Annotated in this window: 14 protein-coding genes and 1 pseudogene; 8 read left to right on the top strand and 7 right to left on the bottom strand. The window is 64.4% G+C overall.

The window, feature by feature from the left end; genetic code table 11:
- From ACK5IR_RS09050 to hflX, 5 genes are all read left to right on the top strand, one after another.
- Nucleotides 1-723 (top strand): sigma-54-dependent transcriptional regulator (locus ACK5IR_RS09050; RefSeq protein WP_416928074.1); only part of this gene is annotated, 723 nt, incomplete at its 5' end.
- A gap of 88 nt (nt 724-811) precedes the next feature.
- Complete coding sequence (trkA, locus tag ACK5IR_RS09055; RefSeq protein WP_416928100.1) at nt 812-2,197, top strand: Trk system potassium transporter TrkA; 1,386 nt, start codon at nt 812-814, stop codon at nt 2,195-2,197.
- 8 nt (nt 2,198-2,205) lie between these two features.
- The gene (locus tag ACK5IR_RS09060) at nt 2,206-3,726 is read left to right on the top strand and encodes a TrkH family potassium uptake protein (RefSeq protein WP_416928076.1); all 1,521 of its coding nucleotides are present in this window, start codon (nt 2,206-2,208) and stop codon (nt 3,724-3,726) included.
- Nucleotides 3,727-3,892: 166 nt separating this feature from the next.
- Complete coding sequence (hfq, locus tag ACK5IR_RS09065) at nt 3,893-4,126, top strand: RNA chaperone Hfq (RefSeq protein WP_416928078.1); 234 nt, start codon at nt 3,893-3,895, stop codon at nt 4,124-4,126.
- Complete coding sequence (gene hflX / locus ACK5IR_RS09070) at nt 4,123-5,457, top strand: GTPase HflX (protein WP_416928102.1); 1,335 nt, start codon at nt 4,123-4,125, stop codon at nt 5,455-5,457. The genes hfq and hflX overlap by 4 nt, the downstream gene beginning before the upstream one ends.
- Before the next feature lie 120 nt (nt 5,458-5,577).
- Here the strand turns inward: hflX and ACK5IR_RS09075 are convergent.
- The 7 genes and pseudogenes from ACK5IR_RS09075 to miaA form a co-directional block, all read right to left on the bottom strand.
- Nucleotides 5,578-5,659: pseudogene (locus tag ACK5IR_RS09075) on the bottom strand (transposase); the annotation flags it as partial.
- A 61-nt stretch (nt 5,660-5,720) separates the two neighbouring features.
- Entirely contained in the window at nt 5,721-7,802 is a 2,082-nt protein-coding gene (locus ACK5IR_RS09080) for a dipeptide ABC transporter ATP-binding protein (RefSeq protein ID WP_416928080.1), read from the bottom strand.
- A 28-nt stretch (nt 7,803-7,830) separates the two neighbouring features.
- Nucleotides 7,831-8,991 carry an ABC transporter permease gene (locus tag ACK5IR_RS09085; protein ID WP_416928083.1) on the bottom strand — a complete coding sequence of 387 codons (1,161 nt, stop codon included), beginning with the start codon at nt 8,989-8,991 and terminating at the stop codon, nt 7,831-7,833.
- A gap of 12 nt (nt 8,992-9,003) precedes the next feature.
- A complete protein-coding gene (locus ACK5IR_RS09090; RefSeq protein ID WP_416928085.1) occupies nt 9,004-10,050 on the bottom strand; it encodes an ABC transporter permease in 1,047 nt (348 codons plus the stop codon).
- Nucleotides 10,051-10,125: 75 nt separating this feature from the next.
- Nucleotides 10,126-11,793, bottom strand: a complete 1,668-nt coding sequence (locus tag ACK5IR_RS09095) for an ABC transporter substrate-binding protein (RefSeq protein WP_416928087.1) — start codon at nt 11,791-11,793, stop codon at nt 10,126-10,128.
- A 266-nt stretch (nt 11,794-12,059) separates the two neighbouring features.
- A complete protein-coding gene (locus ACK5IR_RS09100; protein WP_416928089.1) occupies nt 12,060-12,887 on the bottom strand; it encodes a helix-turn-helix domain-containing protein in 828 nt (275 codons plus the stop codon).
- Nucleotides 12,888-13,015: 128 nt separating this feature from the next.
- Nucleotides 13,016-13,882 (bottom strand): tRNA (adenosine(37)-N6)-dimethylallyltransferase MiaA, encoded by an 867-nt coding sequence (miaA, locus tag ACK5IR_RS09105; RefSeq protein ID WP_416928091.1) that lies wholly within the window; start codon nt 13,880-13,882, stop codon nt 13,016-13,018.
- Between the two features lie 80 nt (nt 13,883-13,962).
- On the opposite strand from miaA, the gene pyrH reads away from it, so the two are divergent.
- The 3 genes from pyrH to uppS form a co-directional block, all read left to right on the top strand.
- Complete coding sequence (gene pyrH / locus ACK5IR_RS09110; protein ID WP_416928093.1) at nt 13,963-14,700, top strand: UMP kinase; 738 nt, start codon at nt 13,963-13,965, stop codon at nt 14,698-14,700.
- 153 nt (nt 14,701-14,853) lie between these two features.
- Complete coding sequence (gene frr, locus ACK5IR_RS09115) at nt 14,854-15,420, top strand: ribosome recycling factor (protein WP_416928095.1); 567 nt, start codon at nt 14,854-14,856, stop codon at nt 15,418-15,420.
- Nucleotides 15,421-15,459: 39 nt separating this feature from the next.
- Nucleotides 15,460-15,969, top strand: a 510-nt coding sequence (uppS, locus tag ACK5IR_RS09120; RefSeq protein ID WP_416928098.1) for a polyprenyl diphosphate synthase, incomplete at its 3' end; no start/stop codon positions are given.

Consider the following 15,969-nt stretch of genomic DNA (forward strand, 5'->3'; position numbering starts at 1 on the left):
GGCGTGATCTATTTCGACGAGGTGTCCGACATGCCGGTCGGCACCCAGTCCAAGATCCTGCGCGTGCTGGTCGACCAGCAGTTCCAGCGTGTCGGCGGCGCCGACAAGGTGCGGGTCGATATCCGGGTCATCTCGTCCACGAACCGCGATCTGGAATACGAGATCGCCGAAGGGCGGTTCCGCCAGGAGTTGTTCCACCGGCTGAACGTGGTGCCGATCCGCGTGCCGGGGCTCGACGAGCGGCGCGAGGACATTCCCGGTCTGGCGCGCTATTTCATCCGCGGCTTCAACGAAAGCCAGGGGTTGCCGGTGCGCGAACTCAGCGACGAGGCGGTGGCGCTGTTGCAGACCATGCACCTGCCGGGCAACGTGCGGCAGTTGAAGAACGTGATCGAGCGGGTGCTGATTCTGGGCGACGGTTCCGACAGGATCGGCCCGCGCGAACTGGAAGGTGCCGAAGGCGGCGAGGCGGACGAGGGCCGTGTCGTGCTGTCGGGCGCGCTGGCCACGCTGCCGCTGCGCGAGGCGCGCGAATTGTTCGAGCGCGAATACCTGCTGACCCAGATCAACCGTTTCGGCGGCAATATCAGCCGCACGGCGACCTTTGTCGGCATGGAGCGTTCGGCGCTGCACCGCAAGCTTAAGTCGCTGGGCGTGGTGACATCGTCCAAGGCGGGCACGCGGATCGCCCATGTCGAGGATGCGCCGCAGGCGGCGGAATAGGCGGCGGCACCGGGGCCGGTTCGATGGCGCGGGCGTTGACGGCCCCACCGTGCTCTGCCATGGCTGTCGCGAAACGTAGAAACCCGGGATCGGGGCGATGAAGGTCATCATCTGTGGGGCGGGCCAGGTCGGCTGGCAGATCGCCCGGTATCTCTCGAGCGAGAACAACGATGTCACGATCGTGGACAGCAATCCCGATCTGGTGCGCCGGGCGACCGATACGCTCGACGTGCAGGGGGTTGCCGGATTCGCCAGCTATCCCGACGTGCTGGAGCGGGCCGGGGCCAAGGACGCCGACATGGTGATCGCCGCGACTCATCTCGACGAGGTCAACATGGTGACCTGCCAGGTCGCCCATTCGGTTTTCAAGGTCCGGCGCAAGATCGCGCGCCTGCGGGCGCAATCCTACCTCGATCCGGCCTATGGCGATCTTTACAAGCGCGATCACATGCCGATCGACGTGAAGATCAGCCCGGAAAAGGAGGTTGCCGAAGCGGCCCTGCAACGGATCGCGGCCCCCTCGACCTTCGACACCGAGAGCTTTCTGGACGATCAGGTGCAACTTCTCGGTATCGCGCTCGACGAGGATTGCCCGGTTCTGAACACGCCGTTGCGCCAGTTGACCGACCTGTTCTCGACCCTGCGCGCGGTGGTGGTCGGAGTGCGCCGGGAGGGCACGCTTTTCACCCCGGCTCCGGGCGACCAGCTTTTCGCCCAAGACCAGATATATGTCATCGCCCAGAGGGAGGACGTTGACCGTACGCTCGACATCTTCGGCAAACCGACGCGGCAGCAGGAGCGGATCGTGATCGTCGGCGCCGGGAACGTCGGCCTGACGGTGGCGCGCGAGCTTGAAAAGGGCCGCAGCAAGGTGCGCGTGCGGATGATCGACAACAGCCGTCACCGGGCCGAGGTTGCCGCCGATGCGCTGGAACGTACCATCGTTCTGCATGGCGACGGCATGGATGCGGAGGTGTTGCTGGAGGCGAGCGTCGACCGCGCCGACGCGGTGCTCTGCGTGACCGACGACGACAAGGTGAACTTTCTGGCGGCCGTTCGCGCCAAGACCATGGGCTGCAAGATGACCATCGCGCTGGTCAACGACCCGACGCTGGTTTCGCTGATGGGGCCGCTTGATGTCGATGCCTATATCAATCCGCGGGCGACCACGGTCAGCTCGATCCTGCGGCATATCCGCCACGGGCGGGTGCGCGGGGTCTATTCCATCGGCGACGCCGAGGCCGAGGTGATCGAGGCGCAGGTGCTCTCGACCTCGCCGATCGCGGGGCGGCAGCTTCGCGAGGTCGATTTTCCCGAAGGGGCGCTGCTCGGCGCGATCCGACGTGACGACCAGATTCTGAAGCCGAGAGGAGAGACACGGATTGTGGAGGGCGATATCGTGCTGATCTTCTCGCTGGCTGCCGATGTTCCCGAGGTGGAGCGGCTGCTTCAGGTCACCGCCGATTTCTTCTGATCCGCCCGATGAGTCGCCTGGATAACGTTCCGCTGATCGTGATCCTGATGGGGATCGGTGCGGCGGCGATGCTCGTGCCCATGGCGCACGGCCTTCTGATCGGCGACGGACGTGTGGTTCAGGTGTTCGGCATGTCGGCGGCGCTGTTCCTGTTCATCGCGATGATGATCGGATTCGCCCTTTCCGGCCGCCCTTCGCGCAGCCCGGAGCGCAGCCATCTGGTGGCGCTCGTCGGCGCCTTTACCGTCCTGCCGCTGATGCTGGCGGTTCCCTTCGAGCAGGTGCTGCGGACGACCAGCTTCACCAACGCCTGGTTCGAAATGGTCTCGTCGATCACGACCACCGGCGCCACCCTGTTCGAGCCCGAACGGCTGCCGGCGCCGCTGCACGTCTGGCGTGCGCTTGTCGGGTGGCTGGGCGGTTTCCTGATCTGGGTGGCGGCCTTTGCACTGCTGGCGCCAATGCATCTGGGCGGGTTCGAGGTGATCGGCACCGACCGTTTCGGCGCCGCCGTCCGGTTGGGGCGCCGCCCGGGGAACGTGACCGTGAGCCATCCGCGCGTCCGGATCCGGCATTATACAACCCAGTTCCTGCCGATCTATGCCGGGCTGACCGGCATCCTGCTTGTCGGTCTGCTGATGTTGGGCGAGGCGCCGACGACCGCGTTCTGCCATTCGCTTTCGACGCTGGCGTCGAGCGGCATCAGCCCGCTGCGCAGCATGGAGGAGTCCAGTGCGGGAATGGCCGGCGAATGCCTGATCTTCGTCTTTTTCATCTTCGCCATTACGCGCATCACCTTTTCCGGTCCGTTCAATTCGCATTGGGGCAGGACGCTGTTGCGTGACCCTGAGTTGCGCATCGCGGCGCTGGTGGCCGTCCTGCTGCCCAGCCTGCTTTTCCTGCGTCACTGGGTCGGCGCCTACGAGGTCAACACCGTGGCGGAACTGCCCTCGGCGATCAACGCGCTCTGGGGGGCGACCTTCAGCGTCATCTCGTTTCTGACAACCACCGGATTCGTCAGCGCCGAATGGAGCATTTCGAGCAGCTGGTCGGGGTTGCAGACCCCCGGCCTCATCCTGCTGGGCCTCGGGCTGATCGGCGGCGGCGTGGCGACCACGGCAAGCGGTGTGAAGCTGCTGCGGGTTTACGCGCTTTACCGGCATTCGGCGCGCGAACTCGAACGTCTGGTCTATCCCCGCTCGGTCGGCGGCGCCGGCAGCACCGAGCGTGACCTGCGCACGCGGGGGGCCTATGTCGCGTGGATATTCTTCATGCTGTTCGCGACCAGCCTGACGGCTGTTGCCGTGATCCTGTCGCTGGCGGGGCTGGCCTTCGACGAATCCATCGTCATGTCGATCGCGGCACTGTCGAACACCGGCCCGGCGGCGGGGGTGGTGCTCGACCATCCGGTGACATATTCGTCGCTCGGCGATCCCGGCAAGTTTACGCTGATTTTCGCAATGGCGCTCGGACGGCTTGAAACGCTTGCGATTCTTGCCATGTTCAACCCGCATTTCTGGCGCGGCTGAAATTCGGATGCCGAAATTGCCGCCCTTGCCGGACAATTAACGGTTGTCGTTCTCTTCCGGGGTGGAATCTGGCGAAATACCATATCATAGTGATTCCGAATGGGTGGACAGCGGCTCGTAACGGGGACCGGCACCGGGCCAGCAATTAAAGACACAAGGCACGACAATGGCTTCAGACAAGCAGAACTTGCAGGACGCGTTTCTCAATCACGTCCGCAAGACGAAGGTTCCGGTGACGATCTTCCTGATCAACGGCGTCAAGCTGCAGGGAGTCATTACGTGGTTTGACAACTTCTGCGTGTTGCTGCGGCGCGATGGCCAGTCCCAGCTCGTCTACAAGCACGCCATCTCGACCGTGATGCCGGCACAGCCCATCAGCCTTTACGAGGGTGAAGACTGAGCGCGCACCCGAGCCAGGGCGAGGGGGGCTCCGCCGGAACGGAGCGGGCGCTTGTCCTGCATCCCGATATCCTGTCCGACCGTGACCGGCGCCCGGCAGCCGCCGGGTTGGCCGAGGCCATCGCGCTGGCCCGGGCGCTTCCCGGGCTTACGGTGGTGGGCGGGCAGGTGGTGGGGCTGCGTGCCGTGCAGCCCGGCACGCTTTTCGGCAGTGGCAAGGTCGAGGAGCTGAAGCGGCAGATCGAGACCGACGAGATCGGGCTGGTGCTGGTCGACGGGCCGGTTTCGCCGGTGCAGCAGCGCAACCTCGAAAAAGAGTGGAACGTAAAGCTGCTCGACCGTACCGGTCTCATCCTCGAAATCTTTGCCGATCGCGCCGCGACCCGCGAAGGTGTGCTTCAGGTCGAACTGGCGGCGCTGTCCTATCAGCGTACCCGGCTGGTCCGCGCCTGGACCCACCTCGAGCGGCAGCGCGGCGGGCTGGGATTCGTCGGCGGGCCGGGCGAGACGCAGATCGAGGCGGACCGACGCGCCATCGACGAGGCGATCACCCGCATCCGGCGGCAACTGGAAAAGGTGGTCCGGACCCGGACCCTGCACCGGGCGGCGCGGGCCAGGGTTCCGTTCCCGGTGGTGGCGCTGGTGGGCTATACCAATGCCGGAAAATCGACACTGTTCAACCGGCTGACCGGGGCTGACGTTCTGGTCAGGGACATGCTGTTCGCCACGCTCGATCCAACGATGCGGGGAGTGACGCTCGACACCGGGCAGAAGGTGATTCTGTCCGATACGGTCGGGTTCGTCTCGGATCTGCCGCACCAGCTTGTCGCGGCGTTCCGCGCGACGCTGGAAGAGGTGCTTTCGGCCGATCTGATCGTGCATGTGCGCGACATCAGCCATGCCGAGACCGAAGCGCAAGCCGAAGACGTTGCGAAGATCCTGCATGAACTGGGTGTGCCCGACGACACACCCGGAATCGAGGTCTGGAACAAGATCGACCTGGTTCCGGCAGAGGAACGGCAGGCGATCGAAACGCTGGCGGCCCGGCGGCCCGGCGTGCTGACGCTGTCGGCGACCACCGGCGAGGGGGAGGGCCAGCTTGTCGGGACGATCACCGAAATGCTCGCCGGGGCGTTCACCGATGCCGAGCTTTCGCTGACTTTCGCCGACGGGCGGCAGCGTGCCTGGCTGCACGATGCCCGCGTCGTGACCGGCGAACGGCAGACCGAAACCGGATGGGACATCGCGGTGCGCTGGTCGGAGCGTCAGAAAGAGGCCTATGCGCGGCTGACTGGCGACGATCCGGGGCAGGACCATGCGCTCGACCGTTGACCCGATGCATATCCGGCAGCCTTGAGGGCGTTCCGGCATTCCGCTGGCAAGAAAAGATCGCAGATTTCCGTGAGGGCACTGAACTGTCGGCGAATGGCCGTGCGCTGATACAGCGCAGATAAACCCAGCGCTTCGAGAACGCCATTTCGACGGGATTCAGGTCGGGGCTGTAGGGCGGCAGGAACAAGACCCGACAACCTGCATCGTGCGGCTCTTGCGGCTTCGGCGTGACCGGATACGAGGCCGATCGGGTGCGACAGGCGCTATTCCGCCGCGATGGTGATAACGGGCTCCATATGGCGCAGGATGTCTTCGGAAAGGTGGCATTTCACCTGATGGCCCGGGCCGAGATCCTTCATTGCCGGAACCTCGGTTTCGCAGAGGTTCCCCGGCACTTTCGGCTTCCAGCGGCAGCGGGTCTGGAACGGGCAGCCGGGCGGCGGGTTCATTGCCGAGGGGATATCGCCTTCGAGCACGATGTGTTTCTTCTCGACACTGGTATCCGCGATGGGCACGGCCGAAAGCAGCGCCTCGGTATAGGGGTGATAGGGGGGAGAGAAGACCTGATCGGTGGTGCCGATCTCGACCACGTGCCCCAGATACATGACCAGAACACGATCCGACAGGTAGCGGACGATGGAAAGGTCGTGGCTGATGAACAGCAGCGTCGTTTTTTCCTCGCGCTGGATTTCCATCAGCAGGTCGGTGACGGCGGCCTGCACCGAAACGTCGAGGGCCGAGACGGGTTCGTCGGCGACGACGATCTGCGCCCCCCCGGCAAAGGCGCGCGCGATACCGACGCGCTGCTTCTGGCCGCCCGACAGTTGACGCGGCATGCGCTCGGCAAAGGCACGGGGCAGTTTGACCAGATCGAGCAGTTGAAGCATCCGATTGCGGCGTTCGGATTCGGAATTTCCATAGCGGAAAATCTCGAGCGCGCGGACGATCTGGCGACCGACGGTCATCGACGGATTGAGCGTATCGAAGGGGTTCTGGAACACCATCTGCACCGAGGAGATCGTCCGCGTGTCGCGCTCCTGAATGGGGATTTGCTCGATCGGGCGGTTACCCAGTTCGATCATGCCCGAGGTGGCGGTTTCCAGCCCCATCAGCACCTTGGCGAAGGTGGACTTGCCGCAGCCGGATTCCCCCACGATGGCGAGGGTTTCGCCCTCGTGCGCGGTGAAGGATATCGACTCGTTGGCCTTGACCACCCTTTGCTTGCCGCCGAACAGAGCATTCGCCGCGACCTCGTAGTATTTCCTGAGATTTTCAACCTTGAGCACCGGCGCGCCGATCTCGGTGGTCTCGTGTGATGCCGCCTTGGCGACGGGCGCGTTCCAGTCGATCTCCTCGAAGCGCAGGCAGCGGGTTGCGTGGCGGTCGTTGCCGGGCACGGGATACATCGGGACATACTGCGCGTCGCAGCGCCCGGCCTGGAAGTAATCGCAGCGCGGGCCGAAGTTGCAGCCCGGCGGGCGCTCGTGCGGCAGGGGAAAATTGCCCGGGATCGCCACCAGTGGGCGCGCGTTCTTGTCGGCGCCGGGCAGCGGGATCGAGCGGAAGAGCGCCTGTGTATAGGGGTGCTGCATCTCGTCGAAGACATCGTTGATCGAGCCGCGCTCGACCGCCTCGCCCGAATACATCACGCAGAGCCTGTCGCAGGTTTCCAGTACCAGCCCGAGATTGTGGCTGATGAACAGCATCGAGGTGCCGTATTTCTTGCCCAGTTCCTTGACCAGATCGACAACCGCCGCCTCGACCGTGACGTCGAGCGCGGTGGTGGGCTCGTCGAGGATCAGCAGCGAGGGCTTGGACATCAGCGCCATGGCGATGACGATACGCTGCTGCTGACCGCCCGAAAGCTGGTGCGGATAGGAATTCAGCATCCTTTTAGGATCGGGCAGGCGGACATCCGTCACTGCTTCGAGCGCGCGTGCCCAGGCGTCTTTCTCGCTCAGCCGCTCGTGGATCATCGGCACTTCCATGAGTTGCTGGCCGATCTTCATCGCCGGGTTCAGCGATGCCATGGGATCCTGATAGATCATGGCGATTTCAGAGCCGCGGATGTCGCGCAGTTCCTCGGGTGTCATCTGGTCGAGATCGCGCCCCTTGAACTTGATCGTGCCGCCGACGATGCGCCCGTTGACGCCAAGGTCCTGCATGACGCCAAGCGCCACGGTGGACTTGCCGCAGCCGGATTCGCCCACCAGCCCCATCGCCTCGCCGGGCTGGACGGTGACCGAGAAATCCATCACTGCCGGGATCTCCCTGAGCCGGGTGAAGAACGAGATCGAGAGCTTGTTGATCTCGAGGATCGGGCCGTCATAGTCCCATTTGGTCATGGCAGGCTCCTTGTCGGTTCGCGGCGCATCAGTCCCGCAGGCTTTCTTCGCGCAACCCGTCGGCAAGCAGGTTGAGGCCGAGCACCAGGCTGGTCAGCGCCAGCGCCGGCACCAGCGCGGGGTGGGGGTAGATGGAAAGCAGCTTGCGCCCGTCGTTGATCGTGCTGCCCCAGTCGGGGCTTTCGGGCGACAGGCCCAGCCCGAAAAAGCCGAGCGTCCCGAGCAGGATGGTGGTGTAGCCGATGCGCAGGCAGAAATCGACGATCAGCGGACCGCGCGCGTTGGGCAGGATTTCCCACAGCATGGTGTACCACGGCCCTTCGCCGCGTGTCTGGGCGGCGGCAACGTAATCGCGCGTCTTGATATCCATCGCGATGCCGCGAACGATACGGAAGACGGTGGGCGAATTGACGAAAACGACGGAGACAAAGACGATCAGGATATTGGCCGGCACGGCAATGATACCGAGCGGATCGGCATTCCACGCAACGCCGAAGTAAATCCACAGCCCGATCACCAGCGTCAGTCCGAGGTAGAGCGCGCGCTTGCCCGGCTGGGTGAAGAAGCGCGAGTTCAGCAGGACGACGAGGAAGATGATCGGAAAGACGAACAGCACCGCCGCCATGTAGGTCGGCAGGCCGGTTTCGACGATTTCGGGCGTGACCAGCAGGTAGAACAGCAGGATTACCGGAAAAGCAAGGATCAGGTTGGCAAGGAACGACAGGAAGGTGTCGAGCCTGCCGCCGTAATAGGCCGCCGGCAGGCCCAGCGTGATTCCCACCATGAAGGCGAAGAGCGTGGCGAGCGGCGCGATCTGCATCACGATGGTCGAGCCGGCGACCATGCGCGAGAACACGTCGCGCGCCAGGTTGTCGCCGCCGAGCAGATAGTAGCCATAGCCCTCGTGCCCGGCGGGTACCGGCGCGCCCGGCAGCTTGTTCTTCATCGCCGGGATCTGCATCAGCGGATCCTGGGTGACGATCATGTCGGCGAAGAGCCCGGTGAAGACCCAGAAGATGACGATGGCGAAGCCGATGCCGCCGATGCGCGAATCGAACAGCTGCCCGTAGAGCCCGAGCCGGCGGCGAAAGACGAAGGACACGGCAAACATGCTCACCATGGCGACCCACACCGGCATGAACTGCTTGAAGATCTGAAAGAGGATCGCGCCCCAGGACAGGTTTTCCATCGACCGGCCTCCTCAGGAAATTCTGATACGCGGGTTCAGGAAGACGTAGCCGATATCCGATATCAGTTGGGTCACCAGAACCACGAACACTGCAACCACCGAACAGCCCAGCAGCAGTTCGATGTCGTTGTTGCCGGCCGCCTGGACCAGCGTCCAGCCGAAGCCCTTGTAGTTGAACAGCGTCTCGACGATCACCACGCCGTTCAGCAGCCACGGGATCTGCAGCATGATGACGGTGAAGGGCGCGATCAGCGCGTTGCGCAGCGCGTGCTTCAGCACGATGTTGCGAAAGCTCACCCCCTTGAGGCGCGCAGTGCGGATGTATTGCGCCGTCATCACCTCGGCCATCGAGGCGCGGGTCATCCGCGCGACATACCCCATGCCATATAGCGCGATAGTCACCACCGGCAGGGTGAAGTTGGCGAATGTGATCTGATCCATCGCGCCGGTTGCGGTGCCGTTGAACCATTTCAGCCCGACCGCCGAGGAGGCGAAGACGGTGATGAGGATGACGCCCGAGACATATTCGGGCGTTGCCGTCGATGCGATGGATATGGTCGAAAGAACCCGGTCGAGCCGCGAGCCCTCGCGCATGCCGGCCAGAACGCCGATGACCAGCGCCGAGGGAACCATCACCACCATCACCCAGAACATCAGCTTGGCGGTCAGCCAGAGCCGCTTGCCGATGATGTCGGCGGCAGGCTCCCTGAAAACGGTCGAATAGCCCCAGTCCCCCTGAAGAACGCCGCAATAGCGCGCCGCCTCGTCCGGCGGGGTGCCGGATGCGATGCAGCGGCCGGTGACGGTGCCGTCGCCGGCTTCGTGGGTCCAGCCGGGAAGGATGCCCAGCCATTCGCCGTATTTGACCGGAAGCGGCTGAGTATATCCGCGCGCGCCGAGCCAGTCGAGGACCTGCTCATCGCTCATCCGCACGTTGCCCTGGGTCTTGGCGAGCTTTTCGAGGTTGGGGGGCAGGTTGGTCAGCCAGAAAACGACAAAGGTCAGACAGAGGGCGGTCAGCAACATGAAACCGATGCGACGAAGAATGAAGAGCGCCATTTGTCAGGTGTTCCTTGTCTCGCTTCCGGCTGGACATGACGGGCCGGGCCCCGCTGGCGCCCGGCCCTGGATCGATCAGGCGGCGAAGCCCATCTGATAGTAGTGGAACTCATGCGCCGGGTGCTTGTCGACGCCGACGAGCCTGCCGTTATGGTGGTTGAACAGCTTGCGCCAGTAGGGCTGGATGATCACCCCGTCGTCGCGCATCTTCTGTTCCAGCCTGGCCATCACCTCGCGCCGCTTGTCGGCGTCGGCGACCGACATTGCCTCGGCCATCAGCGCATCGAACTCGGGGCTCGAATAGGCCGATTCGTTCCATGCCTCGCCGGTGCGATAGGCCAGCGCCATGACCTGAACGGCAAGCGGACGGTGGTTCCACTGGGTGGCCGAGAACGGGTATTTCGTCCAGTCGTTCCAGAAGGTCGAGCCGGGCAGGATGGTCCGCTTCACGTTGATGCCGGCATCGCGAATCTGCGCGGCGATGACATCGCCGGTATTCTTCTGCCAGTCCTCGTCGACGGTGATGAGGTCATGCTCGAAATCGGCGAACTCGGTCGAATCCATCAGTTCCTTGGCCGCTGCCGGATCGAACGGCGCCGGCCCGATATCGGCATAGGCGGGGTGGATCCGGCAGACGTGGTGGTTTTCCGCAACCTCGCCCAGATTGTTGTAACCAAGCTCCAGGCAGACGTTGTTGTCGACCGCCATCGCCAGCGCGCGCCGCACATCGGCATTGGCATAGGGAACCTTGCCGTCCACCTCGGCCACGTGGTTGCAACGGAAAACAATGGTCGAGGAGGTCAGCCCCTCGGTTCTGGTCCAGCCGATCGAATCGAGGATCTCGATGTAATCGCCAAGGCTTTCGTAGAGCAGGTCGACCTCGTCGGATTCGGCGGCGGCCAGCCATGCGGCCGGGTCGGTTCCATAATCGGTCAGTTCGATCCGGTCGAGGTAGGGGCCGCCATAGACATCGGTGCCCCACCAGGGCTGGTCGGTGTTGCGCTCGATCACGCATTTCACCCCGACCTCCAGTTCGACCGGCTTGTACGGGCCGGTGCCCACGCCATGCTGGAAGGGATCGCCGCCGTCATAGGTCGCGTCGGTGATCGCTGCGGGATAATCCGTCGTATTGGCGATAATGGTGATATCCGGGACCGACAGATGCAGCCTGACGGTGTGTTCGTCGACGACCTCAATCGCGCCATCGCGCGCCTTGCCCGTCGCCTCGTCGATCAGGGCGGCCATGCGGCCCGCCATCGAGTTTTCGGGTACCGACTTGTCGCACCAGCCGGTAATGTTGCGCGCCACGTCCTCGGCGGTAAAGGGTGTTCCGTTGTTCCACATCACGCCCTGCCGGACGTTCAGGGTGTATTCGGTTGCATCCTCGTTGATTTCCCAGCTTTCCAGCAGCATCGGGCGGAACGTGCCGTCGTTCTGATATTCGACAAGGTATTCGAGGAAACCGCGGGTCTGGTTGCCGATTTCGGACCAGTCGAAGGAGCGCGGATCCTTCATCGCCTTGACGATACTCTGGATGCGCAGGGTGCCGCCCTGCTGGATCGCAGGTTGCGCCTGCGCCGGCCGCGCAAGGCCGATCATGGCATAGGCGCCGGCGGCGGTGACCCCCAGCGCCGTCGTCCGCGTCAGAAATTCGCGGCGGTCGAGATGCCCGGCCCGGTATTCATCGGCATACATCTTCGCGGCAGGATGGACCGGCTTCCCGGTCTGGGTGGGGTAGGTCATTGAGTTCTCCCTGTTACGGATAAAGCTCGCAAATTTTCAACTCGGCGGCGCGTGTTTTCGCTTTTGGCGGATCTGCCGATCCTCCGTTCCGCCTTTTCTGTCGCGCGCCGACGGCCGGTTCATTCGGCACCGGATTTCGCGGTGCGTCAACGGTCGCATTCGACCTTTCGTCATCGAAAAGCGACCTCTTCCCCAATCAAAAACAACGTTTGCCCGGGATGCAACCCGAAATTCGGCGAATAAAGGCCGGCGATGGCGGAGGGTTGTCAGCCGGCCCGGGGCGCGGCGTCGGGAACCGTGCGACGGTCGCGGAACTGGCCGGGGGATTCGCCGGCCTGCGCGCCGAAGTCCCGGTCGAAATCGCCGCGCGAAGGGTAACCCAGAAGCTCCGACACCTGATCGACCGACAGGGACTCGTCCAGCAGCAGCCGCCGCGCTTCGAAGGCGAGACGGTCGGCCAGAAGGTCGGCGGCGGGCCGGCCGCAGGTGCGGCAGCAGATCTCGCTGAGCCTTGTCGGGGCGACGCCGAGGTATTCGGCGTAATCCGCCAGCGACCGGCCGGCATGAAGCTGGCTCTCGATCGCCTCGGTATAGCGGCGCGCCAATCCCTGCTCGTCGCTTTCGGCCGGCTGTGCGGCCGCCAGGATACGCTGGCGCGCCATCCAGACCGCTACCAGCCCGCCGTAATGGGCGATGGCGCGCTCCTTGTCGGGCCGGTCGCCCTCGGCCTCCTGGCGCAGCGATTCGACCAGCCCGTTCAACTCGCTCTGATAGCGGGTCTGGCGGATGCGCAGGTGGCAGGGTTCTGCCGGCAGGTCCGCGGTCGGTTCGGCAAAAAAGATGGCGGTGCCGAAGACCTTGCTGGCAACCTCGAACCCGTGCATCGTGCCGCCGGGAATGAAGATGGCGTTATGCGGTCCGTAGCCGCGCGTCACGCCGGAAACGGTGATCCGCCCCTGACCGCGCGTGAACCACAGCAGCAGCGGTGTCCGGTAGCTTCGCATCGCCTCGGTCCGCCATTTTCCGCCCGATGCGAGGTGCTGCAACTGAACCAGCCGCAACGGACCGTCGGGTACGGCAGGGATTGCGGGCATTTGGGTCACGTTGTGTGGACCTTTCGCTTGTTCGCCACGGCATCGCCAATGCGGCGTCGTCGACTCTGCCCTGTGGAAAATTTCGAATCAAGCTTGGCCGCGTCATGCCGGCCGGTGCCGTTGCCGCACTACACCGCCGGTTCCAGCACCCGCCAGGATTTCATCCTTGCGCGAAACCACGTGCGCTGGCGCTTGGCATACTGGCGGGTCGCGATGCTCGCCCGTTCGGTTGCCTCGTCGAGCGTCAACTCGCCGCGCAGGCAGGCGATCAACTCCGGCCCGCCGATCGCGCGCGACGATGGCAGCGCGGGGTTCCAGCCATCGAGGTTGGCGCGCGCCTCGTCAAGCGCGCCCCGCGCCAGCATCTGTCCGAAGCGGCGCTCGATACGCGGCGAGAGCCAGCCCTTGGGCGCGTCGATCACGAAAGCCTCGCACCGCGCAAGCGGCAGAAGGGGCGGTGGCGTCCGGTCCTGCCAGTCTGCCAGATCCCTGCCGGTGGCTTGCAGAACCTCCCACGCCCGGCGGATACGGGCCGGATTGGCGGTGTCGATCCGCGCCCGCGTCGCCGGGTCCAGATCGGCAAGCATCTGCCGGTGGCTCCGGGTCTCGGCCGCCGCGCGCACGCCTGGCGGTATCGGTGGAATCTCCGCCAGCCCCTCGGTGAGCGCGGTAAAATACAATCCGGTACCGCCGACGATGATCGGGCGCCCGGGGCGGTCGAGAATCGCCGCGACCTCGCGCAGCCAGTGACCGACCGAATAATCATCCTGCCGCCCGACATGGCCATAGAGCCGGTGCGGCGCGCGGGCTTGCTCCTCCGGGCCGGGGCGGGCGGTCAGGATGCGCCAGTTGGAATAGACCTGCAGCGCATCGGCGTTGACGATGACACCGCCCGTCATCGCGGCTATTTCAAGCGCCAGCGCCGACTTGCCACTGGCGGTGGGGCCCGCGATCAGCACAGGCCGTTCGGCACCGATGTCGGGGGGTGAAATCACGGCTGGACGGTCCTTCCCGGTTGATGCCGCCGGCGTTTTCGGACAGGAAGCGGCGCAGCGATAATCGAGGGGACTCAGATATGCCGGACACGATTGCGGATCAACCGAAGCCTGCCTATTCCCGGGTTCTTCTCAAGATTTCGGGCGAGGCGCTGATGGGCGACCAGGGGTTCGGCCTCCACCCGCCCACCGTGCTGCGCATCGCCGAAGAGGTGAAATCGGTGCACGACCTCGGGGTGGAAATCTGCATGGTGATCGGGGGCGGAAACATCTTTCGCGGGCTCTCGGGCTCGGCGCAGGGCATGGAGCGCACCACTGCCGATTACATGGGCATGCTGGCCACCGTGATGAACGCGCTGGCGATGCAGTCGGCGCTTGAAGGAATCGGGGTCTTCACCCGGGTGATTTCGGCCATCCGCATGGACGAGGTCTGCGAGCCCTATATCCGCCGCCGCGCCGTGCGCCACCTGGAAAAAAAGCGTGTCTGCATCTTTGCCGCCGGCACCGGCAACCCCTATTTCACCACCGATACCGCCGCCACCCTGCGGGCGAACGAAATGGCCTGCGAGGCGATATTCAAGGGAACCAAGGTCGATGGCGTCTACGACAAGGACCCGGTCAGGTTCCCCGATGCGGTGCGCTACGATACCATCAGCTACGACGACGTGCTGGCCAGGCACCTCAAGGTGATGGACGCCTCGGCGATCGCGCTGGCGCGCGACAACAACCTGCCGATCATCGTGTTTTCGCTCGACGAACCCGGCGGCTTTGCCGGTATCCTCGCCGGCGAGGGGACATATACCCGCGTTCGGGGCTGACAGCCCGACGGGCATGCGGGAATTTCCCGGATCTGGGCGGCTACCCGCTGGCCCGGTGGGCATCCCAGCTATACAAACACCCATGCGGGCGGTAGAACCCTTCCGACCCGGGACGATGCCGGGCCCGAGACGACGCTGGGAAGGAGCAGGCACATGGCAGCAGAATACGAAGAACCGGACATGGATGGCCTGAAGCACCGCATGGACGGCGCGATCAGGAACCTGAAAACCGAATTCCTGTCGCTCAGGACCGGGCGCGCCTCGGCGTCGATGCTGGATCCGATACATGTGGATGCCTATGGCGCGACGACGCCGATCAACCAGGTCGGCACGGTGAACGTGCCCGAACCGCGGATGATCACGCTGAACGTCTGGGACAGATCGCTGGTGGGCAAGGTCGAAAAGGCGTTGCGCGAAAGCGGGCTGGGGATCAACCCGGTGGTCGACGGCACCATCATCCGCCTGCCTATTCCCGAACTGAACGAAGAGCGCCGGCGCGAACTGACCAAGGTCGCGGCGCAATATGCCGAGCAGGCCCGGATCGCCATCCGCAACGTCCGGCAGGACGGAATGCACCAGCTCAAGAAGGCCAGGTCCGACGGCATGCCCGAGGACGAGGAAAAGATCTGGCACGACGAGATTCAGGCGATGACCGACAAGCACATCAAGAAGGTCGATTCCTCGCTCGAAGCCAAGCAGGAAGAAATCATGCAGGTCTGACCTGCACCCGTTGCCAACGACGCAGGATACCGGCCATTCATGCCCATGTCCGACCGCAGCCAGACTACGCCCGTACATGTGGCCATCATCATGGATGGCAACGGACGGTGGGCGACAGCGCGCGGCCGGCCGCGGCTGTTCGGCCATCAGGCGGGCGCCCGCCGCGTCAGCGAGATCGTCGAGGCCTGCCCCGAGCTTGGGGTGCGCTACCTGACGATCTTTGCGTTCTCGACCGAAAACTGGAAGCGGACACAGGCCGAGGTTACGGGCCTGATGACGCTGTTCCGACGCTATATCCTGAAGGAAGCGCAGCGGCTTCTGGCAAAGCGTGTCCGGGTGCGGTTCATCGGCGACCGCGATCAACTCGATCCCAAGCTGGTCCGGCTGATGGATGATCTGGAGGCGCTGACCTCGGGCAACGATGTCGTGCATCTGACCATCGCCCTGAATTACGGCGGCCGGGACGAGGTGACCCGAGCAACACGCCGGCTGGCGCACGAAGTTGCCGCCGGCCGGCTTTCGCCCGATGATGTCGACGCCGAAACGCTC

This window comes from Tropicimonas sp., from assembly GCF_047971885.1.
GTDB lineage: Bacteria > Pseudomonadota > Alphaproteobacteria > Rhodobacterales > Rhodobacteraceae > Tropicimonas.

Excerpts from the sequence above, each read along its gene's own strand:
- ACK5IR_RS09060 (WP_416928076.1), top strand. The coding sequence starts at position 2,206 with ATGAGTCGCCTGGATAACGTTCCGCTGATCGTGATCCTGATGGGGATC.
- hfq (WP_416928078.1), top strand. The coding sequence starts at position 3,893 with ATGGCTTCAGACAAGCAGAACTTGCAGGACGCGTTTCTCAATCACGTC.
- ACK5IR_RS09080 (WP_416928080.1), bottom strand. The coding sequence starts at position 7,802 with ATGACCAAATGGGACTATGACGGCCCGATCCTCGAGATCAACAAGCTC.
- ACK5IR_RS09085 (WP_416928083.1), bottom strand. The coding sequence starts at position 8,991 with ATGGAAAACCTGTCCTGGGGCGCGATCCTCTTTCAGATCTTCAAGCAG.
- ACK5IR_RS09090 (WP_416928085.1), bottom strand. The coding sequence starts at position 10,050 with ATGGCGCTCTTCATTCTTCGTCGCATCGGTTTCATGTTGCTGACCGCC.
- ACK5IR_RS09095 (WP_416928087.1), bottom strand. The coding sequence starts at position 11,793 with ATGACCTACCCCACCCAGACCGGGAAGCCGGTCCATCCTGCCGCGAAG.
- ACK5IR_RS09100 (WP_416928089.1), bottom strand. The coding sequence starts at position 12,887 with ATGCCCGCAATCCCTGCCGTACCCGACGGTCCGTTGCGGCTGGTTCAG.
- pyrH (WP_416928093.1), top strand. The coding sequence starts at position 13,963 with ATGCCGGACACGATTGCGGATCAACCGAAGCCTGCCTATTCCCGGGTT.
- frr (WP_416928095.1), top strand. The coding sequence starts at position 14,854 with ATGGCAGCAGAATACGAAGAACCGGACATGGATGGCCTGAAGCACCGC.